Annotated in this window: 23 protein-coding genes; 12 read left to right on the top strand and 11 right to left on the bottom strand. The window is 63.8% G+C overall.

Annotation, left to right across the window (positions count from 1 at the left end):
• Positions 1-11: 11 nt before the first annotated feature.
• Positions 12-344, bottom strand: a complete 333-nt coding sequence (trxA, locus tag HS961_RS16235) for a thioredoxin TrxA (RefSeq protein ID WP_182323747.1) — start codon at positions 342-344, stop codon at positions 12-14.
• A 257-nt stretch (positions 345-601) separates the two neighbouring features.
• On the opposite strand from trxA, the gene HS961_RS16230 reads away from it, so the two are divergent.
• The 9 genes from HS961_RS16230 to HS961_RS16190 all read left to right on the top strand — a co-directional run bounded on the left by HS961_RS16230 (position 602) and on the right by HS961_RS16190 (position 10221).
• On the top strand, positions 602-1084 hold the full coding sequence (locus tag HS961_RS16230) for a hypothetical protein (protein ID WP_182323746.1): 483 nt from the start codon (positions 602-604) through the stop codon (positions 1082-1084).
• Positions 1085-1223: 139 nt separating this feature from the next.
• The gene (gene dut / locus HS961_RS16225; RefSeq protein WP_182323745.1) at positions 1224-1673 is read left to right on the top strand and encodes a dUTP diphosphatase; all 450 of its coding nucleotides are present in this window, start codon (positions 1224-1226) and stop codon (positions 1671-1673) included.
• 81 nt (positions 1674-1754) lie between these two features.
• Positions 1755-2288: a glycine zipper 2TM domain-containing protein gene (locus HS961_RS16220; protein ID WP_182323743.1), complete on the top strand. Its 534-nt coding sequence runs from the start codon at positions 1755-1757 to the stop codon at positions 2286-2288.
• 164 nt (positions 2289-2452) lie between these two features.
• On the top strand, positions 2453-3241 hold the full coding sequence (locus HS961_RS16215; RefSeq protein ID WP_182323741.1) for a transporter substrate-binding domain-containing protein: 789 nt from the start codon (positions 2453-2455) through the stop codon (positions 3239-3241).
• 475 nt (positions 3242-3716) lie between these two features.
• Entirely contained in the window at positions 3717-5906 is a 2190-nt protein-coding gene (locus tag HS961_RS16210) for a TonB-dependent hemoglobin/transferrin/lactoferrin family receptor (protein WP_238347952.1), read from the top strand.
• Between the two features lie 64 nt (positions 5907-5970).
• Positions 5971-7149, top strand: coding sequence for a hemin-degrading factor (locus HS961_RS16205; protein WP_182323739.1), 1179 nt, complete (start codon positions 5971-5973; stop codon positions 7147-7149).
• Between the two features lie 10 nt (positions 7150-7159).
• The gene (locus HS961_RS16200; RefSeq protein WP_182323737.1) at positions 7160-8104 is read left to right on the top strand and encodes a heme/hemin ABC transporter substrate-binding protein; all 945 of its coding nucleotides are present in this window, start codon (positions 7160-7162) and stop codon (positions 8102-8104) included.
• A 203-nt stretch (positions 8105-8307) separates the two neighbouring features.
• Positions 8308-9330, top strand: a complete 1023-nt coding sequence (locus HS961_RS16195) for a FecCD family ABC transporter permease (protein ID WP_182328294.1) — start codon at positions 8308-8310, stop codon at positions 9328-9330.
• Positions 9331-9342: 12 nt separating this feature from the next.
• Positions 9343-10221 carry a heme ABC transporter ATP-binding protein gene (locus HS961_RS16190; RefSeq protein ID WP_182323735.1) on the top strand — a complete coding sequence of 293 codons (879 nt, stop codon included), beginning with the start codon at positions 9343-9345 and terminating at the stop codon, positions 10219-10221.
• A gap of 45 nt (positions 10222-10266) precedes the next feature.
• Here the strand turns inward: HS961_RS16190 and HS961_RS16185 are convergent, their stop codons facing one another.
• Entirely contained in the window at positions 10267-10722 is a 456-nt protein-coding gene (locus HS961_RS16185; RefSeq protein ID WP_182323733.1) for a hypothetical protein, read from the bottom strand.
• A gap of 140 nt (positions 10723-10862) precedes the next feature.
• Positions 10863-11675, bottom strand: coding sequence for a pyruvate, water dikinase regulatory protein (ppsR, locus tag HS961_RS16180; protein ID WP_182323731.1), 813 nt, complete (start codon positions 11673-11675; stop codon positions 10863-10865).
• Between the two features lie 300 nt (positions 11676-11975).
• On the opposite strand from ppsR, the gene ppsA reads away from it, so the two are divergent.
• Positions 11976-14369 (top strand): phosphoenolpyruvate synthase, encoded by a 2394-nt coding sequence (gene ppsA / locus HS961_RS16175; RefSeq protein WP_182323729.1) that lies wholly within the window; start codon positions 11976-11978, stop codon positions 14367-14369.
• Positions 14370-14499: 130 nt separating this feature from the next.
• Here the strand turns inward: ppsA and wrbA are convergent, their stop codons facing one another.
• Both wrbA and HS961_RS16165 read right to left on the bottom strand, forming a co-directional pair.
• The gene (wrbA, locus tag HS961_RS16170) at positions 14500-15099 is read right to left on the bottom strand and encodes an NAD(P)H:quinone oxidoreductase (RefSeq protein WP_182323727.1); all 600 of its coding nucleotides are present in this window, start codon (positions 15097-15099) and stop codon (positions 14500-14502) included.
• 175 nt (positions 15100-15274) lie between these two features.
• Positions 15275-16165: a LysR family transcriptional regulator gene (locus HS961_RS16165; protein WP_182323725.1), complete on the bottom strand. Its 891-nt coding sequence runs from the start codon at positions 16163-16165 to the stop codon at positions 15275-15277.
• A gap of 147 nt (positions 16166-16312) precedes the next feature.
• On the opposite strand from HS961_RS16165, the gene HS961_RS16160 reads away from it, so the two are divergent.
• Positions 16313-17785 (top strand): MFS transporter, encoded by a 1473-nt coding sequence (locus HS961_RS16160; RefSeq protein ID WP_182323723.1) that lies wholly within the window; start codon positions 16313-16315, stop codon positions 17783-17785.
• A gap of 15 nt (positions 17786-17800) precedes the next feature.
• Here HS961_RS16160 and HS961_RS16155 read toward each other — a convergent pair whose 3' ends face one another.
• Positions 17801-18439, bottom strand: coding sequence for a helix-turn-helix transcriptional regulator (locus tag HS961_RS16155; RefSeq protein WP_182323722.1), 639 nt, complete (start codon positions 18437-18439; stop codon positions 17801-17803).
• Positions 18440-18527: 88 nt separating this feature from the next.
• Between HS961_RS16155 and HS961_RS16150 the strand changes: the two genes are divergently transcribed.
• Complete coding sequence (locus HS961_RS16150) at positions 18528-19982, top strand: MFS transporter (protein ID WP_182323720.1); 1455 nt, start codon at positions 18528-18530, stop codon at positions 19980-19982.
• Positions 19983-20050: 68 nt separating this feature from the next.
• Here HS961_RS16150 and HS961_RS16145 read toward each other — a convergent pair whose 3' ends face one another.
• The 5 genes from HS961_RS16145 to HS961_RS16125 all read right to left on the bottom strand — a co-directional run bounded on the left by HS961_RS16145 (position 20051) and on the right by HS961_RS16125 (position 25754).
• Positions 20051-20845 carry an ABC transporter ATP-binding protein gene (locus HS961_RS16145; protein WP_182323718.1) on the bottom strand — a complete coding sequence of 265 codons (795 nt, stop codon included), beginning with the start codon at positions 20843-20845 and terminating at the stop codon, positions 20051-20053.
• A 13-nt stretch (positions 20846-20858) separates the two neighbouring features.
• The gene (locus tag HS961_RS16140) at positions 20859-21743 is read right to left on the bottom strand and encodes an ABC transporter permease (protein ID WP_182323716.1); all 885 of its coding nucleotides are present in this window, start codon (positions 21741-21743) and stop codon (positions 20859-20861) included.
• Between the two features lie 116 nt (positions 21744-21859).
• On the bottom strand, positions 21860-22828 hold the full coding sequence (locus HS961_RS16135; protein ID WP_182323714.1) for an ABC transporter substrate-binding protein: 969 nt from the start codon (positions 22826-22828) through the stop codon (positions 21860-21862).
• A 364-nt stretch (positions 22829-23192) separates the two neighbouring features.
• A complete protein-coding gene (locus tag HS961_RS16130; RefSeq protein WP_182323712.1) occupies positions 23193-23894 on the bottom strand; it encodes a lipocalin family protein in 702 nt (233 codons plus the stop codon).
• A 153-nt stretch (positions 23895-24047) separates the two neighbouring features.
• Positions 24048-25754: an electron transfer flavoprotein-ubiquinone oxidoreductase gene (locus HS961_RS16125; protein WP_182323709.1), complete on the bottom strand. Its 1707-nt coding sequence runs from the start codon at positions 25752-25754 to the stop codon at positions 24048-24050.
• Positions 25755-25864 lie beyond the last annotated feature (110 nt).

Below are 25864 nucleotides of genomic sequence, written 5' to 3'. Positions count from 1 at the left end.
GAGCGCTGGATTTAGGCGAGTTGCTCGTCCAGGAAGGCCGTCAGTTGCGCCTTGTTCAGCGCGCCCACCTTGGTGGCAGCCAACTGGCCGTTCTTGAACAGCATCAAGGTAGGAATACCGCGGATGCCGAACTTGGCCGAGATGGCGCGGTTCTCATCCACATTCACCTTGGCGACCTGCAGCTTGTCCTTGTAGCTCACCGAGACTTCTTCCAGCACGGGCGCGATTTGCTTGCAAGGGCCACACCATTCGGCCCAGAAGTCCACCAACACATTGGTGTCCGGTTGCATGACATCGGCTTCAAAGCTGGCTTCGTTGGTATGCTTGATCAGGGATTCCGACATGGCAGGTTCCTTGTATAAATTTCGGGTTTCTTGGCTGCAGGGGATGCGCCATGGACAAAAGTTGAGGCCATTGTGACAGAAAGCAAGGCCGGGTGCAGGCAGCTGGCGCGGCCTCTGGCGCGTTGTAGGGGCGCTGGATGTCAAGCACAATGCGCTCTCAGAGGGCGCGAGCTGCGGACATGCAAAGTGACTATGTCGGAGTTTGAAACTATCAATCGCTGCAGCGGCTTGCCAGCTGCGCGCAAGGGGAGATGCAATTGGCATTGCTGAACAGGCACACAGCGTCGGTTTACGACACACCGCCGGATGGCGATTTTGTTCGCTATGTGGAGCAGCTGCTGGCCCGGCAGACCCATGCCACGGGGCGCTCTACTAGTAGCACGCAGCGCCAGGCTGGCCTGCGCAAGCCCCAGATGCAAACAGCATCGGCTACATCCAGCAGCCCCATTGCCGACCAGGCCCAGGAACTGCTCGACCGCATCCGCCAGATGGACCAGACGCGCAAGGACAAGCGCCACAGCGGCAGCGGCAGCAGCACCACCGCCGTGGGTTCGGCAGCACGCCATCCGACAGCGTCTATCTTTGCGCCCGCAGGCGAGCGTTCCACATCCAGCAAGCCGATGAGCGGACCCAAGCTGCTGGGCATCGCCATCGCGGTAATTCTGGGAATTATTTTTCCGCCTCTGGGCATCGTGATGCTGATCGCTGGCGTGAAGAAAGCGATGTCGAAAAAAAGCTGAGGTAGCCGGGTGCGTAAGCGCTGACGTGGTGGCTGCCTTTGTATGCGTACGGTAAACGCTTGTAGGCCTGTGCACCATCTGGGCTGGCGGGCGTTATGTATATGCTAGCCTTCGCTGCATTGATAGCTGAACCACCACCATGATTGTTGACCTGAAGATTCTCGACCCCCGCATGCAAGACCAGTTGCCCCAGTACGCAACTCCTGGTAGTGCCGGCCTGGATTTGCGTGCCTGCCTGGATGCGCCTCTGACCCTGGAGCCCAATGCCTGGCAACTGGTGCCCACGGGCCTGGCCATCCATCTGCGTGACCCTGGCTATGCCGCGATGATCCTGCCGCGCTCGGGCCTGGGCCACAAGCACGGCATCGTGCTGGGCAACCTGGTGGGCCTGATTGACAGCGACTACCAAGGCCAGCTGATGGTCAGCGCCTGGAACCGCAGCAGCCAGGCCTTTGTGCTGCAGCCGATGGAGCGCCTGGCGCAAATGGTCATCGTGCCGGTGGTGCAAGCCAGCTTTCAGGTGGTGGAAGATTTTGGCGATGTGTCCGAACGCGGCGCCGGGGGCTATGGCTCCACCGGCACCAAGTAAGCCGCATCTCCGTACGGAACCTGGCAGGGCCGAGATGGCTCTGACCCCCTCGTCATTTTTGTGATCTGAAAGGAGAACGCAATGTCTCAAACGAATCCAAGCGCGCGCAGCCTGCTGCAACGTGCAGGCAAGCTGGGCCTGGCCCTTGCGGCCACCTCGGTGTTGGCCGCCTGCGTGCAGGCCCCCCCCCGTTATGACAACCGCTACCCGCAAGGCCCGGCACCGCAGCAGCAGGGCAGCTACCCGCAGCAACAGCAAGCGCCTTACGGTATGGAATACGGCACCGTCGGCAATATTGAAGAGCTGCGCTCGCAGTCGCGCAGCACCTCGGGCGTCGGCGCCATCTTGGGTGCCGTGGTTGGTGGCGTGCTGGGCAACCAGGTAGGCGGTGGCTTTGGCCGCATGGCCGCCACGGCTGCCGGCGTGGCCGGTGGCGCAGCGGCTGGCAACGCGTTGGAGCAGTCGTCCGGTGGCAGCCGCAGCACGGTGAGCGGCTACCGCATCCACATCAACCTGCAAAATGGCGGCCAGCGCATTTTTGATGTGCCCAACCCCGGCGATCTGCGCCCGGGCGACCGCGTGCAGATCAACCAAGGCCAGATCTCGCGTTATTGATGGCCGCAGCGCCTTCTGCGCTTGGGTGAACCCCGATGGGCAGGGCGCTGGCGCTGAGCCACAATGGCGCCGCGTGTCTCAGAAAAGCGTGTACACCGCATGGGTGTACACGCTTTTTTTTGCGCTCCGTCCCTCCTGATTCTTGACCATAGCAAGGTGTACCCATGTTCCAGAAAAAAACCAAAGTTCTCGCCGCCATGGCCGTCGGCGCGACCGCAGTCGCAGCGCTGTCCCTGCCTGCCCAGGCCGGCCCCCGCTTGGATGCCATCATGCAGGCCAAGGTGTTGCGCGTCGGCACCCCGGGCGACTACCGCCCCTTTGCGATGAAGGCCGATGGCAAGTACGCGGGACATGACATCGAGGTGGTCGAGGCGATGGCCAAGGAGATGGGCGTCAAGGTCGAGTATGTCGATACCACCTGGCCCAAGCTGATGCAAGACCTGCAGGACAAAAAGTTCGATGTGGCCGTGGGCGGTATCACCCGCAATGTGGCGCGGCTTAGCAAGGTGCAGATGCTGCCGGGCTACGCGCCCTTCGGCAAGGTGGCCCTGGTGCGTGCGGCCGACAAGGACAAGTTCACGACGCCTGAAAGCCTGAACCAGGCCAGCGTGCGCGTGATCAAAAACCCCGGCGGCACCAACGAGGCCTATGTGCTGCAGAACCTGAAGAATGCCCAGGTCAGCACGCATGACAAGAACGCTGAGATCCCTGGCCTGATTGCCGAAGGCAAGGGTGACGCCATGATCACCGAAACCTATGAGGCGCTGCACTACAGCAAGGCCGATCCGCGCCTGTTTGCTGCTTACCTGGACAAGCCCTTGACCCCCGTGAACCAGCTGGGCTTTATGCTGCCGGTCGATGATGCTGATTACCAGCGCGTGATGCAGTTCACCTGGGATGTGCTGGCGTTGCGCGGCGTGCTGCAGCAAGAGGCGCAGAAGTGGCTGAAGTGAGGTGCTGTTCTCTCTGACTGCCAGAAGTACTGGAAGCCAGGCAGAAAAATAGCCGTGGCATGCTGCCGTGCTGCCACCCCTTTGCGATGCAAACGGGGTGGTTTTCTTTTTTTGTGCGGATTAAAGCATTGCTTCCAGGAGCCAAAGCTGCGCCATCTGTCGCTAATTAGCTGCAGCCCCGGTATTTGCAGGGCTTTGCTGTTCGATAAATAAGAACTATTCTCATATAATTGTTGCATCGCCAGCCTGTGACCAGCACGCCAGCCGTGCTGCAGCCCATGCCCTGCATGCGGTGTCATCGCCAGCTTATTTGTTCAACCCTTGTTGTCTGAAAGCTCGGCCCGTGGCTGCTCATCACACCTGTGACACGCATGGCGTGTCTTCGTCCCGTCCTGCTCCGCGCACCCCCGGTGCCGCGCGCCAGCCTCTCATTCTGCAACCGCTGGCACTGGCCGCACTGCTCTGCGTCGCCCAAGTGGCGCAGGCCCAGGCGCCAGCGGCAAGCAGCCCTGCGCAGCCATCCGGCACGGTGTTGGTGGCTGCGGCTGATGCGCCTTTGCTCAAAGAAATGGTCGTGAGCGGCTCGCGCTACGAGCAAGACCCCGACGAGTTGCCGATGAGCATTGATGTCATCAACGCGCGGCAAATGGAAGAGCAGCAGATGCGCGATATCCGCGATATCGCCCGCGACATGCCCAATGTCTCCGTCAAGCGTGCGCCGGCGCGCTTTACCCTGGCCTCCAGCCCCACCGGGCGTGACCAGAACTCCGGCTTCAATATCCGGGGGCTGGATGGCAACCGCGTGCTGATGCTGGTTGATGGCATTCGCCTGCCACGCAGCTATGTCTTCAGCGCCAATGCTTTTGGCCGCGACTACCTGGATGTGGGCATGATCCAGCGGGTGGAAGTAGTGCGCGGTGCCACCTCCGCGCTCTACGGCTCTGACGGCATGGCGGGCCTGGTTAACTTCATCACCAATGAGCCCAGCAACCTGCTCAAGAACGGCCAGACCTTTGGCGGCCGCGCCAGCGTGGGCTATGACAGCGAGAGCACCGGCAAGAACCTGGGTCTGACCTTGGCGGGCAAGCCCAATGAGACCGTTGAATGGCTGCTGGGCGTCAACCTGGGCCGCAGCCGCGAGCTCAAGAACATGGGCGATATCGACACGCTGGATACGCGCCGCACCGTCCCCAACCCGCAGCACGACAAGGATGCCTCGGTGCTGGGCAAGGTCGTGGTCCGTCCCAATGCGGACCAGAAGCACACCTTCACAGTAGAGCATGTCGACAAAAAGGCCGACTACCAGCTCTATACCGCGCGCACGGCGCCGCCCGTCACCGCAGCGGCCGCAGTCATCGATTCCGGCGCGACCACGGACATGAAGCGCAGTCGCGGCAGCTGGGCCGGCGAGTGGCGCAACCTGAGCGCGCCGGTGTTCGACGACATCAAGGCCAGCCTGAGCTACCAGAACGCCGATTCGCGCGAGTTCATCTACGAAGACCGCCTGACGGCCGCCGACCGCACCCGCGATGTGACCTACCAGGAAAAGACCTGGCAGGCCAATGTGCAGGCCAGCAAGCTGCTGCGCAGCGATGCGGGCCTGGCGCAGAAGATCACCTACGGCATCGACTATGTGCGCAGCGATGTCGAGAACCTGCAGACGGGTATCACACCGCCGGTCGGCGAAACCTTCCCGCTCAAGCGCTTCCCCGACACCACCGAATCGAGCTGGGCGCTGTATGCGCAAGATGAGCTGGTGCTGGGCAACTGGACCTTCACGCCAGGCCTGCGTTACGACCACTTCAGCATCAAGGCCGACCAGGCTGGCTTTGGCGCCAATGCGGTGTCGCTGTCGGGCAATGCCACCTCGCCCAAGCTGGGTGTGATGTACCGCGTCAACCCTGAGTGGAGTGTGTTTGGCAACTATGCCAAGGGCTTCCGCGCGCCCAACGCCGGCCAGGTCAACGCCTTCTTTGAAAACCCCGTTGCCAACTACAAGACCATCCCCAACCCTGACCTGAAGCCGGAAACCAGCCAGAACCTGGAGTTGGGCGTGCGGGGCCGCCTGGGCAATGTCGCGTTGGATGTGGCGGCCTTCACCGGCCGCTACAAGGACTTTATCGACGACCTGGTGCAGGTCGGTGGCGTGGGCTCACCGTCCAATCCTTTGGTCTTCCAGTCGGTCAACCGGGGCCGGGTCAACATCAGCGGTTTTGAAGTCAAGGGCCATGCTGACTGGGGGCGTTATGCCGGCATCGGCTGGAGCACGCCGTTTTCCTGGGGCCGTACCCAGGGGCGTGACCGTACCAGCGCTGAGCCGCTGTCGTCGATCGACCCGCAGCGCTTTACGGTGGGCCTGCGTGCTGATGCCGCCGCCTGGACCGCCCAACTGGGCCTGAACTACACCCAGGGCAAAAAGGCCAAGGACACGACCAACCCCAGCACGGGCGCGCAGTTCCTCAGTCCTTCGGCCACGGTGGTGGATCTAACTACGCAGTGGCGCATCCGCAAGGATCTGCGCCTGAATGTCGGCCTCTACAACCTGACCGACAAGAAGTACTGGCGCTGGGCCGATGTGCGCGGCGTGGCCTCGAATGCTGCCTTTATCGATGGCTACACCCAGCCTGGCCGCTCGCTCAAGGTCAGCCTGGTCGCCGAGTTCTAACGGCGCGTGTGTGCGGCAGCGCGCGCCTTCTGCGCGCTGCCCGTTTTTCAATAAGGAGTCCCCCATGAACCCATCCCCGTCCCCCAGCGCTGCGCCGGCAGCTTTGACGGCTGCACGTGCAGCACAGATCCGCACCGCCTTTGCCGCAGAGCGTGCCAAGGGCCTGCGTGCCAAGGAAGCGGCCGAGGCCGCAGGCAGCAGCGAAGGAGAAGCCATCGCCGCCCATGCCCAGCAATGGCAGGCAGAGGGCGGCAGCCTGCAAGTGCAGCCGCTGGCAGCGCCAGAGGGCGCCTGGGTGGAGGTGCTCAAGGCACTGGAAGCCTGCGGCCCGGTGATGGCCTTGACCCGCAATGCCAGCACCGTGCATGAGAAAACCGGCGTCTACGCCAACCTCAGCGCCGGCGGTGAGCTGGGTGCCCAGGTCGGCATTGCGCTGAACGAAGACATTGACCTGCGCCTGTTTTTTGCGAGCTGGCATGCCGGCTTTGCGGTGACCGAGACCTCCGCCCATGGCGGCAGCACGGTGCTGCGCAGCCTGCAGTTTTACAATCGTGCAGGCCGGGCGGTGCACAAGGTCTACGCCCGCGATGCCAGCAACTTGCAAGCCTGGCAGGCGCTGGTAGAGCGCTTTGCGGTGGCTGCAGGCGCGGATTCTGCCAACCTGCCGGGCTTTGACGCGCCCACGCCGCGCAAGCCCGTCAGCGTGCCGGCCGACAGCAGCGTCGATGTGGCTGCGCTGCAGGCCGCGTGGGCGGGCATGAAGGACACGCATGAGTTCTTCAGCATCATCAAAAAAGCGGGGGCTGAGCGCCAGCAGTCCTTCCGCCTGGTGCAGGGCCAGTTTGCCTGGCCGCTGGCCAAAGACAGCGTGACAGCGCTGCTCAACGAGGCGAGCTTTTCCTCCACCCCCATCATGGTGTTTGTCAGCAGCGGTGGCTGCATCCAGATCCACACTGGCCCGGTGCAGCGCATCGAGCCCATGAGCAGCCCCAATGCCGAATGGATCAATGTGCTGGACCAGGGCTTTAACCTGCATCTGCGCAGCGATCTGATTGCCCATGCCTGGCTGGTGGAAAAACCCACCAGCGATGGCACCGTCACCTCGGTTGAGGTGTTCGATGCCTACGGCGACCTGATGGCCATGTTCTTTGGCGCCCGCAAGCCCGGCAAGCCGGAGCTGGCCTCGTGGCGTGCGCTGGCCACGGGCCTGCCGCGCCTGAATGCCGAGCCGGTGAGCGCTTGAGGAGTGCCAGATGCCATCATTGAATCGACGTGATTGCCTGGCCTGGGCGGGTGGCGCTGCCGCTGCGGCCTTGGCGGGCCCGCTGTGGGCACAGCCCGCCCGGCCGGTGGCCGATGCGGGTGCCAAATCTGTGATGCAGCCTTTTGTGGGCGTGCAGCCCCCACTGGCCGCCAAGCGCCTGATCAGCCTCAGTGGCGCGCTGACCGAAATCATCTACCTGCTGGACGCCGAGCCACTGCTGGTGGGCAGCGACACCACCAGCAACTACCCGGAAGCGGCCGACAAAACGCCCAAGGTCGGCTACGTGCGCCAACTGGCGGCCGAGGGCGTGCTCTCGCTCAAGCCCGATACGGTGATCGGCACGACGGAGGCTGGCCCGCCGGTGGTGTTGCAGCAGATTGCGCAAGCCGGGGTGACGGTAGCGCTGGTGCAGTCTGACCACAGCTGGGACGAGGTGCTGCGCAAGATCCGCCTGGTGGGCCAAGCGACTGGCAAGCAGGCGCAGGCCGAGCAGCTGGCGCAACGCTTGCAAACCCAGTGGGACGAGACCCAGGCGAAAGTGCGTGCCAGCGTGGCCGCCGGCCGCGCACCGCGTGCATTGTTTGTGCTGGCGCACAGCGGCACGCCCCAGGTGGCAGGCCAGGCCACGGCGGCTGATGCGTTGCTGCGCCTGGGCGGCGCCACCAATGTGATGCAGGGCTTTAACGGCTACCGGCCGCTGACGGCCGAGGCCATGGCGCAGGCGGCTCCGCAGGTGATTGTGACCACCACCCAGGGCCTGGAGGCTGTGGGCGGTGCGGAGAAGTTCTGGGCACGCCCCGAGCTCGCCCTGACCCCTGCGTTTAAGAACAAGTCCATGGTGGCGCTGGAAGCGAGCCAGCTGCTGGGCTATGGCCCGCGCTTGCCCCAAGCCATCCAAGCGCTGCACCAGGGCTTGCTGGCCATCCAGCCATGAGCGAAGCGGCGCGTGTGCGTGCCACTGCGGTGGCTGCGGGCCACGCCGGCCACCACAGCCCCCAGGGGGCAGCCGGCCTGCATGCCGTGCCGCCACCGCCTTCAACCCCCACGCCGCCACCGGGCACCGCCAGCCTGGCAGTGCAGCGGCGGGGCGCCAGGCGGCCGCATCGGCGGCTAAAAAAATCCAGCACCCTGGGCCTGATGGCCTTGTTGGTGCTAGCCGCCTTTGTGTTTGCGGCCGGGCAGGGCGCCTTTGCGATTGACGCCGCGCGCCTGCCGGGCATCACCTGGAACGCCTGGCTGCACTGGTGGCAGGGCACAGGTGCAGCCAGTCCGGGTGCCAGCACCGAGCAGCTGGTGTTTGCCACCATCCGCTTGCCGCGCCTCATCATGGGCCTGGCGGCCGGCGCGGGCCTGGGCCTGGCCGGTGCGCTGATGCAGGGGCTGTTTCGCAATCCACTGGCCGACCCGGGTTTGATAGGGGTGAGCAGTGGCGCGGCCCTGGCGGCGGCGGCGCTGATTGTGATGGGCGCGCTGTGGTTTCCCAGCCTGCCGCGGAGCCTGGGCAGCTGGCCGCTGATGCTGACCGCTTTTGCGGGTGGCCTGGTTACCACCTTTCTGATCTATGGCCTCTCCCAAACCGGCGGTGGCACCCGCATTGGGGTGATGCTGCTGGCGGGCGTGGCTATCAATGCCCTGGCGATGGCGGGCTTGGGGCTGCTGAGTTTTCTGTCGACCGACGAACAGTTGCGCAACCTGCAGCTGTGGCTGATGGGTAGCCTGGGCAGCACCCGCTGGCCGGTAGCGATCACCGCCTGCGTGGTGGTTGCGGTGGCCATGGCGATGGCCCAGCGCCTGGCCCAGCCACTCAATGCCATTGCTTTGGGCGAGGCGCAGGCCAGCCTGATGGGCGTTGGGGTGGAGCGCACCAAACGCCTGGCTGTCGTGTTGGCGGCGCTGGTCGTGGGTTGCATCACGGCCGGCTGCGGCATGATCGGCTTTATCGGCCTGGTGGCCCCGCACTGGGTGCGCATGCTGGCCGGGCCGGACCACCGCGTGGTGCTGCCGGCATCGGCCCTGCTGGGCGCTGCAATGGTGGTGTTTGCCGATGCCTTTGCGCGCACCGTGGTGGCGCCGGCCGAGCTGCCGCTGGGCGTGCTCACCGCGCTGGTGGGGGTGCCGCTGTTTTTGGCCATGCTGCGCCAGTTCCGGCGCCTGTTGTAAGGGGTGCAGCAGATGTTCAATCCCTTTAAAGCCTTTGGCGCTGGCGCCCGCTCTGCACATAGCGTAGCAGCGGGTCAGCCCGCGCCCACCAGCAACTGGCACCTGGACCAGCTCGCCATTGGTGTACCCGGTGGCGATACCTTGGTCAGCCTGGACACCCGCATCGAGGCGGGCCGGGTGACGGCCATCGTCGGGCCCAATGGCGCGGGCAAGTCCAGCCTGCTCAGCACCATGACTGGCCAGTGGCAGCCCCATGGCGGCCAGCTGTTTTTTGATGGTGTGCCGCTCTCGCGCTGGACATCCGAGCAACTGGCCCAGCGCCGCGCGATGATGATGCAGGATGGCGGCGTGGCTTTTGACTTTACGGTGCAAGAGGTTGTGGAGCTGGGGCGTTACACGCACCGCCTGAGGCCCAGCACCGACGAGGCGGGCATTGTGGCGCGCGCGATGGCGCTGACAGAGGTCAGCCAGTTTGCCGAGCGCAGCGTGCGTACCCTGTCAGGCGGCGAGCGGGCCCGCACCCATCTGGCACGGGTGCTGGCGCAGCTGTGGGAGCCTGCGGCTTGCGGCGGTGCGCGCTGGCTGCTGCTCGATGAGCCGACGGCCGCGATGGACCTGGCCTGGCAGCACCAGACCATGGCCTTGCTGCGGGAGAGGGCGCATGGCGAACAATCGGCTGGGGCAGGCCTGGGCGTGATTGCCGTGGTGCATGACATGAACCTGGCCTTGCGCTATGCCGACGATGTGCTGCTGGTGCATGGCGGTAGCTGCCTGCATGGGCCTGTACACGAGGTGCTGACGCCGGAGGTGATTGCCCGCGTCTGGGGTGTGGGCTGCTATGCGGCCCAGGCACCGGATGGCACGGCGCAGTATTTGTTTGCGCAGCACTGAGCGGGCAGCCCGGCCTGGGTCCTGTTCTGCACTATGGGACTGCGCTTATTCCAGCGGCTCGTCCTCAGGCGTGCATTGGCGCTTCAAACTCTGGGCTTCGTAGTCCAGGGTCTGCTTCATCGCGCCACCCAGCAAGGCGGCATCGATATGCAGATGGAAATCCTCGCCGGTGTTGACCTGCTTGGCCTGGGCGGTCAGCATCTTGCCGCAAGCGACGGTCCAGGTCTTGGTGTTCTTGTCCAGCAGCTTGCTGTCCTTGATGCGGCACTGGCTGAAATGCTTGGACAGGATCAGGTCGGGGTAGAGAAAACCATCCTTGTCGACCAGCTCGGGGCCAATGCAGCGGTCCTTGGTGCGGGGCGGCTTGGCGGCTTTGTTGCCAATGGCGGATTTGGTCTCGGTCACGGAAAAAGCGCCCGGCTTGGCGGCCTGGGCGGGCAGGGCGGCCAGCAGCGTGGCAGTCAGACAGGCGCTGGCAAAAATAGACAATTTTGTGTTCATGGTCGAACTCCTCGGCGGCGGCCCATCAACCGGGCCGCAAGCCCTTGGTTATAGCAGGCGCCCACAGGCCCTGCTGTAAAGCTGTGCGAAGCAACGGTAACGCTGCGCATCCGGTATGGATGCACAGGTCAGCGTCTTGCTTACTCGTCCTGCTTCAATCCCTGCATCACCACGGCGGCAATCTCTTCGATCGACTTGTGCGTGGTGGACAACCACTGGATGCCGGCGCGGCGCATCATCGACTCAGCCTCGGCCACTTCCATGCGGCAGTTCTGCAGGCTGGCATAGCGCGAGTCGGGCCGGCGCTCGTTGCGGATCTGGGACAGGCGCTCGGGCGCAATGGTCAGGCCAAAGATCTTCTTCTTGAACGGAATCAGCGCCGGCGGCAGTTGTTGGCGGTCGAAATCCTCGGGGATCAGCGGGTAATTGGCGACCTTCAGTCCAAACTGCATCGCCAGGTACAGGCTGGTAGGGGTCTTGCCGCTGCGGCTCACCCCCACCAGGATCACATCGGCACCGGCCAGGTCATGGTTGGTCTGGCCATCGTCGTGCGCCAGGCTGAAGTTGATCGCCTCCATGCGGTCAAAGTATTCCTTGCTCTCGCTGATGTCGGTAAAGCGGCCAATGCGGTGGTGCGATTTGGCGCCCAGCTCGTCTTCCAGCGGCTGCACAAAGGTGGCGAACATGTCCATCACCAGGCCCTTGCAGTGCTCATGCACTACTTTCACCGTCTCGGGCTCGACCAAGGTGGTGAAGACGATGGGTTTTTTGCCCTCTTTCTCGGCCGTGTGGTTGATCTGGTGCACGGCCTGGTGGGCCTTGTCGACGGTGTCCACAAAGGGCAGGCGCACCGCGCGGGTGGTGATGTCGAACTGCTTCATGATGGCGCGGCCAAAGGTTTCGGCTGTCACGCCGGTGCCATCAGAGATAAAGAAAATGGTGCGTTGGTGCATGGGTAAGCCTAATGCTTCATCGGCGGTAACAAACGAATTCTGTCGCAGGCAGCGCACAGCCAGGGATGGGCTTTGTCATTGTTGACCACCGTGTTCAGCAAGTCGCAAGCAAAACGGCGGCGGCACGCCTACAATGACGCCCATTATTCACATTTCCCGCATGTACTCCGGCCTACCAGTACAAATACAAAGCCAGATGCCCGAGCCCCTGATGGCCGGGCAGGAGTTGATGCGCGCGTGCCATAGCCCTTCCAGCGGCCATGGGCGCCTGAGCCAGTTTTTTACTTCCGGAGCTTTACCATGTCCAACCTCTACAGCGCGACCGCCTTGGTCGTACCGTTTGAGAACCTGAGAATGACCGACGTCGAGGTCGTAGGCGGCAAGAACGCCTCGCTCGGCGAAATGATCTCGCAGCTGCCGCAAGGCGTGCGCGTGCCCACTGGCTTCGCCACGACGGCCCACGCGTTCCGCGAGTTCCTGGCCCACGAAGGCCTGGCCGGCAAGATCAGCGCCAAGCTGGCGGCGCTGGATGTGGATGATGTGCGCGCGCTGGCCCAGGTCGGCGCCGAGATCCGCGCCATGGTCGAGGCCCAGCCTTTCCCGCTCGATCTGCAAAAAGCCATTGCCGAGGCCTTTGTGACCTTGCAAGCAGGCAATACCGAGGCCTCGTTTGCGGTGCGCTCGTCGGCCACGGCAGAAGACCTGCCCGACGCTTCGTTCGCTGGCCAACAAGAAACCTTCCTCAACGTGGTGGGCATCGACGATGTGCTGCACAAGATGAAGGAAGTGTTCGCCTCGCTCTACAACGACCGCGCCATCTCCTACCGCGTGCACAAGGGCTTTGAGCACGATGTGGTGGCCCTGTCGGCTGGCGTGCAGCGCATGGTGCGCTCGGACAAGGGCGCCGCCGGCGTGATGTTCACCATCGACACCGAATCGGGCTTTGACCAGGTGGTGTTCATCACCTCCAGCTATGGCCTGGGTGAGACCGTGGTGCAGGGCGCCGTGAACCCGGACGAGTTCTATGTACACAAGCCCATGCTCGAAGCCGGCAAGCAGGCGCTGATCCGCCGCAACCTGGGCTCCAAGCTGCTGCAGATGGTGTTTGCAACGCCAGAAGAAAAAGCGGCCTCCGGCAAGCTGGTCAGCACCACCGACGTGAGCCCCGAGCTGCGCAACCGCTACTCGCTGACCGATGCCGAAGTTCATGAACTGGCGCAGTACGCCATCGTGATCGAGAAGCACTATGCCCGCCCGATGGATATCGAGTGGGGCAAGGACGGCACCGACGGCAAGATCTACATCCTGCAGGCACGCCCTGAGACGGTGAAGAGCCAGTCCAAGGGCCAGGCCGAGCAGCGCTACAAGCTCAAGGGCAGCGGCACGGTGCTGGCTGAAGGCCGCGCCATTGGCCAGAAGATCGGTACCGGCCGCGTGCGCCTGGTGTCGGATATCTCGCAGATGGACCAGGTCCAAGCCGGTGATGTGCTGGTGACCGATATGACCGACCCGAACTGGGAGCCGGTGATGAAGAAGGCGGCGGCCATTGTCACCAACCGGGGCGGCCGTACCTGCCACGCGGCGATCATTGCGCGCGAGCTGGGCATTCCTGCAGTCGTCGGTTGCGGCAATGCCACCGACCTGCTGAAGGACGGCACCCTGGTCACCGTCAGCTGCGCCGAAGGCGATACCGGCCGCATCTATGACGGCCTGCTGGAGACCGAGATCACCGAGGTCAAGCGCGGCGAGATGCCACCGATCAAGACCAAGATCATGATGAACGTGGGCAACCCCCAGCTGGCCTTTGACTTTGCCCAGCTGCCCAACGATGGCGTGGGTCTGGCGCGTCTGGAATTCATCATCAACAACAACATCGGTGTACACCCCAAGGCCATCCTGGACTACCCGGCTGTCGATGCCGACCTGAAAAAGGCCGTCGAATCGGTGGCCCGTGGCCATGCTTCGCCCCGTGCCTTCTACGTGGACAAGATCACCGAAGGTGTGGCCACGATTGCAGCAGCGTTCTACCCCAAGCCCGTCATCGTGCGCATGTCGGACTTCAAGTCCAACGAGTACCGCAAGCTGATCGGTGGCAGCCGCTACGAGCCCGATGAAGAAAACCCGATGCTGGGCTTCCGTGGTGCGGCGCGCTATATCTCCAAGGATTTTGGCGAAGCCTTCAAGATGGAATGCGAGGCGCTCAAGCGCGTGCGCAACGACATGGGTCTGAGCAACGTCAAGATCATGATCCCCTTCGTGCGCACCCTGGACCAGGCCAAGCGCGTGACCGAGCTGCTGGCCGCCAATGGGTTGAAGCGTGGCGAGAACGGCCTGGAAGTCATCATGATGTGCGAAGTGCCCTCGAACGCCATCCTGGCCGATGAGTTCCTGGAGTACTTCGACGGCTTCTCGATTGGCTCGAACGACCTGACCCAGCTGACCCTGGGCCTAGACCGTGACTCCGGTCTGGAGCTGCTGGCTGCCGACTTTGACGAGCGCGACCCTGCCGTCAAGAAGATGCTGGAGCGCGCCATCACCGCCTGCCTGGCCCAGAACAAGTACGTGGGTATCTGCGGCCAAGGCCCATCGGACCACCCGGACTTTGCGCTGTGGCTGGCTGACAAGGGTATTAACTCGATCTCGCTGAACCCGGACAGCGTCATCGACACCTGGCAGCGCCTGGCCGCTAAGTAAGCGGCACTGCCCTGCCACCACCACGTTGGCAGGCTCCCCACAAGGGGCCAAAGCTAAAAAGCCAGTCAGAACATCTGACTGGCTTTTTTACGTTCTAAGACTGCTGCAGCCGGGCGTGCCGGCTAGAGACTCAGGCGCTCAGCTTGGCCGCCAGCGCGGCGACCTTGGCGCCCTGGGCAAAGGCCAGTTCCAGCTCAGGGGCGGATGGCTGGCGCGAGCCATCGGCACCGGCCAGCGTAGCGGCGCCGTAGGGCGAGCCGCCCTTGGCCTGCGACAGGTCAAACTGCGAAGGCAGGCCAAAGCCGGCGGGCACGATCACCATGCCGTGGTGGGCGAGGGTGTTCCAGAACGAGGTCACGGTCGTTTCCTGGCCGCCCAGGGTGCCCGTGGAAGTGAACACGCTGCCGATCTTGCCGGACAGCGCGCCCTTGGCCCAGAGGCCGCCGGTCTGGTCGAGGAAGCTGCGCATTTGGCCGCTCATATTGCCAAAACGGGTGGGGGTGCCAAAGATGATGGCGTCGTACTCAGCCAGCTCGGCGGGCGTGGCGACAGCCGCTGCCTGGTCGGCCTTGCCGCCGGCAGCCTGGAAAGCCTCTTGGGGCATGGTCTCGGGCACGCGCTTGATGACCACCTCGGTGCCCGCCACGCTGGCAGCGCCTTCGGCGATCTTGGCGGCCATGGTTTCGATGTGACCGTACATGGAATGGTAGAGAACCAGAACTTTAGCCATGGTGAATATTTCCTTTGTCGATAAATAGGGACCGCGACAGCGGCGGAGGGCGCCTGCTTGCGATCTCTTCTGGGCGCCCGCATCTACTGTAGGGCCTGTCTGCCGGTTTGGGGTGCCCCTGGTTTGAACGCAGCGTTGCATGGATTTGAACAATCGCCGCATGCCTGCCTGCGCCTCACCAGTCGCTGCGGCCCAGCAAAAGCTTGCACAATGCCTGCACCTTGGGCGATGCATGGCGGGTGCGGGGGTACACCAGGGACAACGCGCGGCTGCGGCCTTCCAGGTCGGGCAGCAGGCGCTCCAGCCGGCCATCGGCCAGGGCTTCGCGCGCGGCAAAGTCCATCACCTGGGCGATGCCCAGGCCAGCGATGGCGCCTTCGATCAAAGGGTCACCACTGTCAAAGCGGATGGCATGGGGTGCCGGCCAGTCGATGGTGCTGCCGTCCGCCAGTCGAAACTGCCAGGGCACGGCAAAACCGCGGTAGTGGTTGTAGACCGAGAGGCAGCGGTGCGCCGCCAACTCTTCCAGGTTGTGCGGCCGGCCGTGGCGGGCGGTGTAGGCGGGCGATGCCACGGTCACCCAGTGCAAGGGCGGCAAGGGTCGGGCGATCATGCGGCTGTCGAGCAAGGGGCCGATGCGCACCGCTGCATCAAAACCCTCGTCCACCATATCGACCAGGCGGTCGGTAAAGCTCGCCTCGATCTGCAGGCCCGGGTGCTGCTGCATCAACTGGCCGAGCAAGGGCGTCAGCACGACGCGGCCCAGTACCGAGGGCGCCGTCATGCGCAGCACGCCACTGGGCTCGCAGCGGCGGTCCAGCAGTTGCTGCCTGGCATCGTCAAGACCGGCAATCAGCTCGGCACTGCGGTCCACCAGCAGGCAGCCATCGGGCGTCAAGGACACATTGCGGGTGTTGCGGTGGAGCAGGCGGGTGCCCAGGTCGGCCTCTAACTGCGCAATGGCCCGGGAGATGCGGGATTGCGTGGTGCCCAGGCTGTGGGCCGCCTGGGTAAAGCTCTTGTTCTCGGCCACCTTGATCAGCATCTGTACCGCGTTCAAATCCATAGCCGTCCCCGCAAAATAATTGATTCATTTTTGCATAAGTAAAAGATATTTATTCTGTTTATCTTTGTTATTGATTTAAATACCATGGCTGCTTGACCGGTCATCACCCTTCTGCAGGTTTTTAGATATGGGAGTGATGAAGTGAATATGGAAGAGAATCTGCGCCCCGCCACGGCATTGCGCCATCCGCGCGCCGCGCTGGCCTTGCTGTCGCTGGCGCAATTGCTGATTGCGCTGGATGCGACGATTGTGTTTGTTGCGCTCGATGCGATGGGCCAGCACTTGCGGTTGGATGCCCGCCATCTGCAATGGGTCATCAGTGGCTACAGCGTGGCCTTTGGCGGCTGCCTGCTGCTGGGCGGGCGCTGTGCCGATCTGCTGGGCCAGCGCCGCATGTATGTGCTGGCGATGGCGCTGTTTGGCCTGGCCTCCTTCGCCGGTGGCTTTGCGCAGCTACCCTGGCAACTGGTGGCAGCGCGTGCCGGGCAGGGCGTGGCGGCGGCGCTGCTGTTCCCCGCGACCTTGTCGATGATCAATACTTTGTACGCCGCCGGAGCTGAGCGCAACCGCGCGCTGGCCGTGTGGAGCATGGCCAGTGCCGGCGGGCTGGCGGCCGGCGCCTTGCTGGGTGGCTTGCTGACCCAGACCCTGGGCTGGCACTGGGTGCTCTGGGTTCTGGTGCCGATTGCCTTGCCCTGCGCGCTGGCCGCCGGCCGCTATCTGCCCGCCATGCCTGCAGTGCCCGCTGCACAGCGGCGTTTTGACCTGCTGGGTTGCATCAGCGTGACCGTGGGTGCCAGTGCCTTGGTGGCTGCCTTGGTGCAGGGCCCGCAATGGGGTTGGGGCGATGTACGCACGGCCAGCCTATTGCTGCTGGCGCTGGCGGCGCTGGGCCTGTTCTGGCGCACCGAGGCGCGGGTGGCGGCCCCGCTGATGCCCCTGACCATGCTGCGGGTGGGCAGCTTGCAGACCAGCATGCTGCTGGCCATGCTGTTCATGAGCAGCTATGGCGTGCAGTACTACTTTCTGGGCCTGTATTTTCAGCAGGTTCTGGGCTGGAGCCCGTTGCAAGCGGGGCTGGCCTTTTTGCTGCCCACCTTGGTATGCACCTGGGGCATACGTCTGGCCGAGCGCGGCCTGGCGCAGCAGGGCACACGCAGCGTGCTGTTGCGGGGCTGGGCGGCCGGTGTGCTGGGCATGGTCTGGATTGCGGCGGTGCTGCCGCTGGCCGGCAACTATGTCTGGCTGGTGCCCGGCTTTGTGGTGATGAGCCTGGGCCAGGGGGCGAGCTGGACGGGCATGTGGGTTTTGGTGGGCCAGGGCATTGCACCGGCGCGCCAAGGCGTGGCATCGGGGGTGGCGGCTACTGCGCAACAGGTGGGCGCCGCGCTGGGTCTGGCCTTGCTGGTAATGCTGGCGGCCGCGCCGTTGGCCGGCCTGGAAGGCGGCAGTGCCGAGACCCTGCGGCAGGCCAATGCCCAGGGCTTGCAGCATGCGCAATGGGGCGCCGCGGGCCTGGCCTTGCTGGCCTGGCTGGTCTGCCTGCGCATGGCCAAGCCGCAGGTCCGGTCGCGCAGCGATGCCCAGCCGGTGGGCGAAGGCCGTGGCGCTTGTGCCTGAGCCTGTTCTAAGCGGCTACAGCGGCTGCACCAGGTAAACGCAGCGCTGACCGCCTTCCAGCAGGTATTCGCTGCGTTCCAGGGTGGCCAGGCCGTCGACCACCTCTTGGAACAGTGCTTGCTCCGAACGGCAAAAGCCCCGGCAGCTTTGGGCGGCGGCGCAGATGGGGCAGTGGTGCTCCACCAGCAGCCAGCCTTGAGGGTGGGGCTCGACATGGGCCATATAGCCTTCTTCGCTGCGAACCTGGGCCAGCTGGGCCAGGCGCTCGGGCAGGCCGGGGGCGGTGCAGGCCTGGCGGTAGCGGCTGCGGGATTGCGCTTCGCGCTCGCTGATCAGGCCGTCCATGCCCTGTTGGCCAAAAAGCTTTTCGATGGCGCCAATCAGCTGCACGGTGAGCTGGGCATGGGCATCGGGAAAGTAGCGCTGGCCAGCGGCGGCCAAGGTCCAGAGCTGGCGCGGCCGGCCGGCGCCTGAGGCCTTTTGCAGATCGGCCTGCACCAGACCTTGGTCCGCCAGCTTGTTGATCTGCTGGCGCGCGGCCTCCGGTGTCATGTTCAACGCGCGCGCCAGGTCGGCCGTGCTGGCCGGGGCCTGGCGCTTGAGCGCCTCCAGCATGCGCATAGTGGACGAGGGATCGATAGGGGTGGATGGCATTTATTTATGCAAGCAATAGCTTGTTTTATTATGCTGTCAGAAGAATTATCAAAGACAATGCTTGCATTATTTCACAACAAGGATTGGCATGGCATTGTCTCCCTCAACATTAGCAAACACGGCCGCCGCGCCAGCGCCCGAGCCGCCCGCCGGCTGGGGCCAGCTGCTGGGCCGCCCCCATGGCTTGACCGCCCTGGCCTTGACCGGCGCGGTCGCCATGCATGCGATCAATGTGCATATCGTCACCACCATCCTGCCGTCGGTGGTGCAGGAGATTGGGGGGCTGGCCTGGTATGCCTGGAGCACTACCTTGTTTGTGGTGGCCTCGATCATCGGGGCGGCGCTCTCCGTGCGCCTGCTCAGGCGCGGCGGCGCCCGGGGTGCCATGCTGGCGGGTCTGCTGGTGTTCGGCCTGGGCAGCTTGCTCTGCGCCACGGCATCGACCATGCCCATGTTGCTGCTGGGGCGTGCGGTGCAGGGGCTGGGCGGCGGGGCAGTGGGGGCGCTGAGCTATACCTTGATTAGGCTGGTGTTTCCGCCCGCGCTGTGGCCGCGTGCGATTGGGCTGATCTCGGCCATGTGGGGTGTGGCCACCTTGAGCGGCCCAGCTGTTGGTGGGCTGTTTGCCCAGGCCGGCCATTGGCGCCTGGCTTTTGGCGCTTTGCTGCCCTTGCTGGTGCTGCAAATGCTGCTGGTGCACCGCCAGCTGGCACCGCAGCGTCTGCTGCGCAGCACACCCGCGCAGGGCGGTGGCATTGCCGGGTTGCAGATCGCCATGCTGGCGCTGTCGGTGCTGCTGGTGGCCGCCGCCAGCGTGGTCAGTGACGCGCTTTGGCAGTGGCTGGTGGGCGTGGCCGGGGTGCTGGCCGGTGTGGCTGCGATACGCCACGAGCGCCGCGCGAGCCGCCGCTTGCTGCCCCAAGGCGGCACGGCGCTGGGCCAGCCGCTGGGCATGCTCTATGCCGCTGTCGCGCTGCTGCTGATGGGGACGATGACCGAGGTGTTTGTGCCCTATCTGCTGCAGCATCTGCATGGCCTGCAGCCTTTGACGGCGGGCTATGTGACGGCCTTGCTCGCGGGCGGCTGGTCGGTGGCGTCGGTGCTGTTCTCGGGCAAGAGTGGTGCGGCTGGGCGGCGTTTGATGGTCATCGGCCCAGTGCTATGTACCTTGGCTTTGGTGTTGCTGGCGCTGGCGATGCCTTGGCAGGGGATTGAGGCCTTGGTGGTCTGCGGCATCGCGCTGGCCGTCCTGGGTCTGGGGGTGGGCATGGCCTGGCCGCATGTGCTCAATGCCATCATGCACAGCGCCAGTGCGCAGGAGGCGGACAGCGCCGCCTCGGGCATCACGACGGTGCAGTTGTACGGCATGGCAGTGGGCGCAGCGCTGGTCGGCCTGGTCGCCAATGCGCTGGGGTTGACCGCGCTGGCAGATCCCGTGGCGCTGGGGCGCTCGGCCGTCTGGTTGTTTGCGGTGTTTGCGCTGTTCCCTGCGCTGGGTGCCTGGTCCTTGTGGCGCTTCTTGCGCGGCCAGCAGCTTGGTTAAGGCATAAAAAAACAGCGGAGCCACTGGCGTGGCATCCGCTGTTTGTTAGGGGGCGAGTTCTGGGCTGTTTAGCTCAGCAACAGCGCATCATCGGCGAGCTTTTCACCCCGCACCTTTTCGAACATCTGCAGCAGATCGGGCACATCCATCTTGGCGCGCTCCTCACCGCTGACATCGAGGACCACCTGCCCTTGGTGCAGCATGACGGTGCGGTCGCCGACATCGAGCGCCTGGCGCATGCTGTGGGTCACCATCATGGTGGTCAGATGGCCTTCTTCGACGATGCGGGCGGTGAGCTTGAGCACAAAGTCTGCCGTGCGCGGATCGAGCGCGGCGGTGTGCTCGTCCAGCAGCAGAATGCGCGAGGGCTGCAGCGCCGCCATCAGCAGGCTGACGGCCTGGCGCTGGCCGCCCGAGAGCAGGCCGATGCGGTCGCTCAGGCGGTTTTCCAGGCCCAGGCCCAGGGTGGCGAGCTTCTCACGGTACAGCGCACGGTTGGCGCTTTTCACGGCCTTGGACAGGCCGCGAAAATTGCCGCGCTCATGCGCCAGGGCCATGTTTTCTTCGATCGACAGGTCTTCGCAGGTGCCGGCCATCGGGTCCTGGAACACACGGGCCACTTTGTGGGCGCGGTCCCAGACGGGCTTGCGGGTCATGTCCTCGCCATCGATGACGATGCTGCCCGAATCCACCATCAGGTCGCCGGAGATGGCGTTCAAAAAGGTGGATTTGCCAGCGCCGTTGGAGCCGATGACGGTGACGAACTCGCCTGCCGGGATCTCCAGCGCCATACCGCGCAATGCGCGGGTTTCAATCGGGGTGCCGGGGTTGAAGGTGATCTTGAGGTCTTTTGCGCTCAGCATGTCTCTCTCCTTGTCAGTGCTTTTTCGCAAAACGACGTTTGAGCTGGGGAATCACCAGCGCGACCGTGACCAGCAAGGCGGTGACCAGGTTCAGATCCTGGGCCTTGAGGCCGATGAAATCCACATTCAGCGCCAGCGCGATGAAGAAGCGGTAGACGATGGCGCCAATCACCACGGCCAAGGTGGCCAGGATCAGCTTGCGCGACGGCAGGATGGATTCGCCAACGATCACTGCCGCCAGACCGATCACGATGGTGCCGATGCCCATGGAGCTGTCAGCACCGCCCTGGGTTTGGGCGAACAGTGCGCCGGCCAAACCCACCAGGCCATTGGATACCGCCATGCCCAGCAGGATCATGCCGCCGGTGTTGACACCCTGGGCACGCGCCATGCGCGCATTGGTGCCGGTGGCGCGAATGGCCAGGCCCCGTTCGGTCAGGAAGAACCAGTCCATTGCCAGCTTGGCCAGCACCACGATCACGCACATCAGCAGCGGGCGGAACACATAGTCTTCGATGCCGGCCGGTTGCAGCTGGTTGAAGAGCGTGGGGTCGTTGATCAGCGGAATATTGGGGCCGCCCATGATGCGCAGGTTGATGGAGTAAAGCGCGATCATCATCAAGATGGAGGCGAGCAGGTCCATGATCTTGAGCTTGACGTTGAGCCAGCCGGTGATCAGGCCAGCTACTGCGCCTGCCAAGGTGGCACCGATGGTGGCCAGCAAGGGACTGTAGCCACCGGTGATCATCACCGCGCAAACGGCGGCGCCCAAGGGGAAGCTGCCATCGACCGTGAGGTCGGGAAAACGCAGCAGGCGAAAGGAAATGAACACACCGAGCGCAACCAGCGCAAAGATCAGGCCGATCTCGATGGCTCCCAGAAATGAAAATAAAGTCATGGCGTTTTCTTGTCTGATGGGGTCTGGATAACGAACAAGCCCCGCTTCTGGCGGGGCTGCGTTTTGTCACCCCCTGGGCTGCACGGGTTGCGCAGCCGCAGGTGAGGCGGCATCCATCACTGAATTACTTTGGCAGCCGACTTGACCAGCTCGTCGGACAGCTTGATGCCTTGCTTCTCGGCGGCACCGGGGTTCACATGCAGTTCCATCTTGCTGGAGACTTCGGTCTTGATGTCGCCTGGCTTTTCACCCTTGAGGATTCGCGCCACCATGCGGCCGGTCTGCTCGCCCAGATCGCGGTAGTTGATGCCCAGCGCGGCCACGGCGCCACGTGCTACGGAGTCGGTGTCTGAGGCGACCAGTGGCAGCTTGGAATCCTGGCCGACCTTGACCAAGGCTTCATAGGAGGACACCACGTTGTTGTCGGTGTTGGTGTAGATCACATCGGCTTTGCCGACCAGCGAGCGGGCTGCGCTGGAGACATCGACCGAGCGCGGTGCAGCCGCTTCGACCAGGGTCATGCCCATCTTGGGCAGCAGGGTCTTGAGCTCTTTGACGACTACAGCAGAGTTGGCCTCGCCCGGGTTGTAGACCATGCCCACGCGCTTGGCGTTGGGCACCACTTTCTTGAGCAACTCCATCTGCTTGTCCAGCGCCAGCAGGTCGGACACGCCGGTCACATTGGTCTTCGAGGGTTCCCAGCTAGGCACCAGCTTGGCGGCAACCGGATCGGTCACGGCGGAGAACACCACGGGCACGGTCTTGGTGGAAGCCACCACCGCCTGGGCCGATGGCGTGGCGATGGCCACGATAGCATCGGGCTTGTCACCGACAAACTTGCGGGCGATCTGTGCAGCGGTGCCAGGGTTGCCCTGGGCGCTTTGGTACTGCCACTTGAGGTTCTTGCCTTCTTCAAAGCCCTCGGCCTGGAGTGCTGCCTTGACGCCGTCGCGGACCGCATCCAATGCAGGGTGTTCGACGATCGCTGTCACCGCCACGGACTTCATGTCTGCAGCCTGCGCAGGAGCGAAGGCCGTGATTGCCAGTGCCACTGCGCCCAAGGGGGCCCAAGCCAATTTCTTCATGCGTATATCTCCGCGAGGTGTGTTGAATTTCAAGCGGCAGTGCCATCACCACCATGCCGCTGTATCCGTCCCTGTAAGCACAGGGGGAAAAGGTAGCAGCAGTCTACACCCCGCCACATGGGGGATGACAGATTTGTGATCTATGGGATTGCCCTAGTTGCAGCGCGGCCTGAAAAGCTGTGCTGGCTTGCGTGGGTTGGCTCGGCCATGCAGTTAAATTTCTTTGAATAGTTATTTGCATCAATAAAACTGTGTTTGCCTGAGAATTATGCAGCGCTGTGGCAATAAAACTGTGCGCCGATTTCAGGCTGCTGCGGCCCTTGCGCGCCGGGGTTTCAGGCGCTCAGGGTATTCACTGAGAGGTCTATTGCTGCTCCGGGCCAGGCCAGCGCAACGGTGCTTTGAGCAGCTGCATGCGGTTGGCCAGTTGCTCCAGCGAGCTGCGCAGTTCCGGTTCCAGCTCGCTTTTGCGGCTCAGGATGGAAAAAGACTGCGGGCCTGGGCCGCTGACCATCGCCCACTGGTAGGACGGATCCAAGGCGACCACGTAGTAGCTGACGCCAAACGGGCCGAAGCGGCTGATGCTGAAATGCACCGGCATGGCCAGCTGGTAGTGGCTGCTGAAGGCAGCACCCTTGGTATCGACTGGGGCCATGTAGTCCTGGCGGCGGTCCCAGCGGTTGGAGAGCGGGTCGTAGGAGGTGGCGATCACCCGCACGCCGCCGTCGTAACGCTGCAGGAACTCATAGCGCTCGCGGGTGCGCAATGCCTCCTGGGGTTCATCGACCTTGGCGACCTTGTACCAGAGACCCATAAAGCGCTCCAGATCCAGTTCAACAGCCGAGCTGAGGGAAGCGGGCGCCGCTGGCGGCGCAGGAGCGACAGGCGCCGCAGCTTTGGACGCTGCGGCTGGAGGGTTTTTGGCGAGGCGTTTGGCGCTGGCCGCCGGGGCCGCCAACGCGCTGCTGGCGCAGACCAGGCTGAGGAGCAGGCTGCATCCAACCTTCAGCCAGCCACGGCCGCTGGGAAAGGCGGCGCTGTGCGCGCCATATGCGGCGGGGGGCATGGGTGGAGTGGCGCAGCGGGAGAGGCGAGACCGGGCAAGCATGGACCCATTGTCTGCGCGTGCAGGCCGCATTGCCTGTCGGCCAAATGCGGCAATGCAGGGCAACACATCCCGTGTTTGCCCTGCCATGCTTACCCGAATGCCGCAGGGGGCTTACATGCCGGCGTAGTTCGGTCCGCCGCCGCCTTCTGGCGTCACCCAGACGATGTTCTGCGTCGGGTCCTTGATATCGCAGGTCTTGCAGTGCACGCAGTTCTGCGCATTGATCTGCAGGCGCTGGGCATCACCACCTTGGCTCTCATCGGGCACAAACTCGTACACGCCCGCCGGGCAGTAGCGCTGCTCGGGGCCGGCGTACTTGGCCAGGTTGATCTGCACCGGCACGCTGGCATCTTTCAAGGTCAGGTGGGCGGGCTGGTCTTCGGCATGGTTGGTGCTGCTGATGAAGACGCTGGAGAGACGGTCAAAGGTCAGCTTGCCATCGGGCTTGGGGTAGACGATGGGCTTGCACTCGGCTGCCGGCTTCAGGTAGGCATGGTCGGGCTTGTTGCGGTGCAGGGTCCAGGGCATATTGCCGCGCAGCACAAATTGCTCCAGGCCGTTCATGATGGAGGCGGTGACCAGGCCCTTTTTGAACCAGCTCTTGAAGTTGCGGCTCTTGTTGAGCTCTTCATGCAGCCAGCTCTTTTCAAACGCAGCCGGGTAGGCGCTCAGCTCATCGCCCTGGCGGCCGGCCGCAATGGCCTCAAAAGCGGCGTCGGCCGCCAGCATGCCGGTCTTGATGGCGGCGTGGCTGCCCTTGATGCGGCTGACGTTCAGGAAACCGGCGTCGCAGCCCACCAGTGCGCCACCGGGGAACACGGTCTTGGGCAGGCTCATCAGACCGCCGGCCGTGATGGCGCGCGCGCCGTAACCAATGCGCTTGGCCGGCTTGATGCCCTTGGCTTCGTCGCCTTCCAGGTAGTAGCGGATGTTGGGGTGGGTCTTCCAACGCTGCATCTCCTCGAAGGGAGACAGGTAGGGGTTGGAATAATCCAGGCCGGTGATGAAGCCCAGGGTGACCTTGTTGTCGTCCAGGTGGTAGAGGAAAGCGCCACCGTAGGTGTCGTTGTTCATCGGCCAGCCGGCAGTGTGCATCACAAAGCCGGGTTGGTGGCGCTGGGGATCGATCTCCCACAATTCCTTGACACCCAGACCATAGGTCTGTGGGTCCTTGCCCTCGTCGAGCTTGAACTTCGCAATCAGTTGCTTGCCCAGGTTGCCCCGCGAGCCTTCGGCAAAAATCGTGTACTTGCCATGCAGTTCCATGCCCAGCTGGAACTCGCCGGTGGGCTCGCCATTCTTGCCGACACCCATGTTGCCGGTGGCCACGCCCTTGACCGAGCCGTCGTCGTTGTAGACCACTTCGGCCGCAGCAAAGCCGGGGAAAATCTCGACGCCTAGGCCCTCGGCCTGCTCGGCCAGCCATTTGACGACATAGCCCAGCTGGACGATGTAGTTGCCTTCGTTGTGGAAGCAGGGCGGCAGCAGCCAGTTGGGGGTGCGCAGACCGGATTTTTCGCTGAGGAAAATCATCGCGTCTTCGGTCACCGGCTGGTTCAGCGGCGCGCCCTTGGCTTTCCAGTCGGGGATCAGCTCGGTCAGTGCGCGCGGGTCCATGATGGCGCCCGACAAGGTGTGTGCGCCAGGCTCCGAGCCTTTTTCCAGCACCACAACCGAGATTTCGCTGCCTTTTTCAGCGGCCAGTTGCTTCAAACGGATGGCCGTGGCCAGACCGCCTGGGCCGCCACCGACGATGACGACGTCGTATTCCATCGACTCGCGGGGGCCATATTGGGCCAGTATTTCTTGGTTGGTCATCGGGGCTCCGTACAAATTCTTTTGAAACTGATCTAGCAGGCATGCAGCAGATCTGAGGGGTCGGCGCTGGGTTGCATGCAGTGCCATGGATTTTAGGGCGATGTTGCAGT

It is taken from the genome of Comamonas piscis (assembly GCF_014109725.1).
In the GTDB taxonomy this organism is placed as follows: domain Bacteria; phylum Pseudomonadota; class Gammaproteobacteria; order Burkholderiales; family Burkholderiaceae_C; genus Comamonas; species Comamonas piscis.
This window is presented reverse-complemented; position numbering and strand designations above follow the sequence as displayed.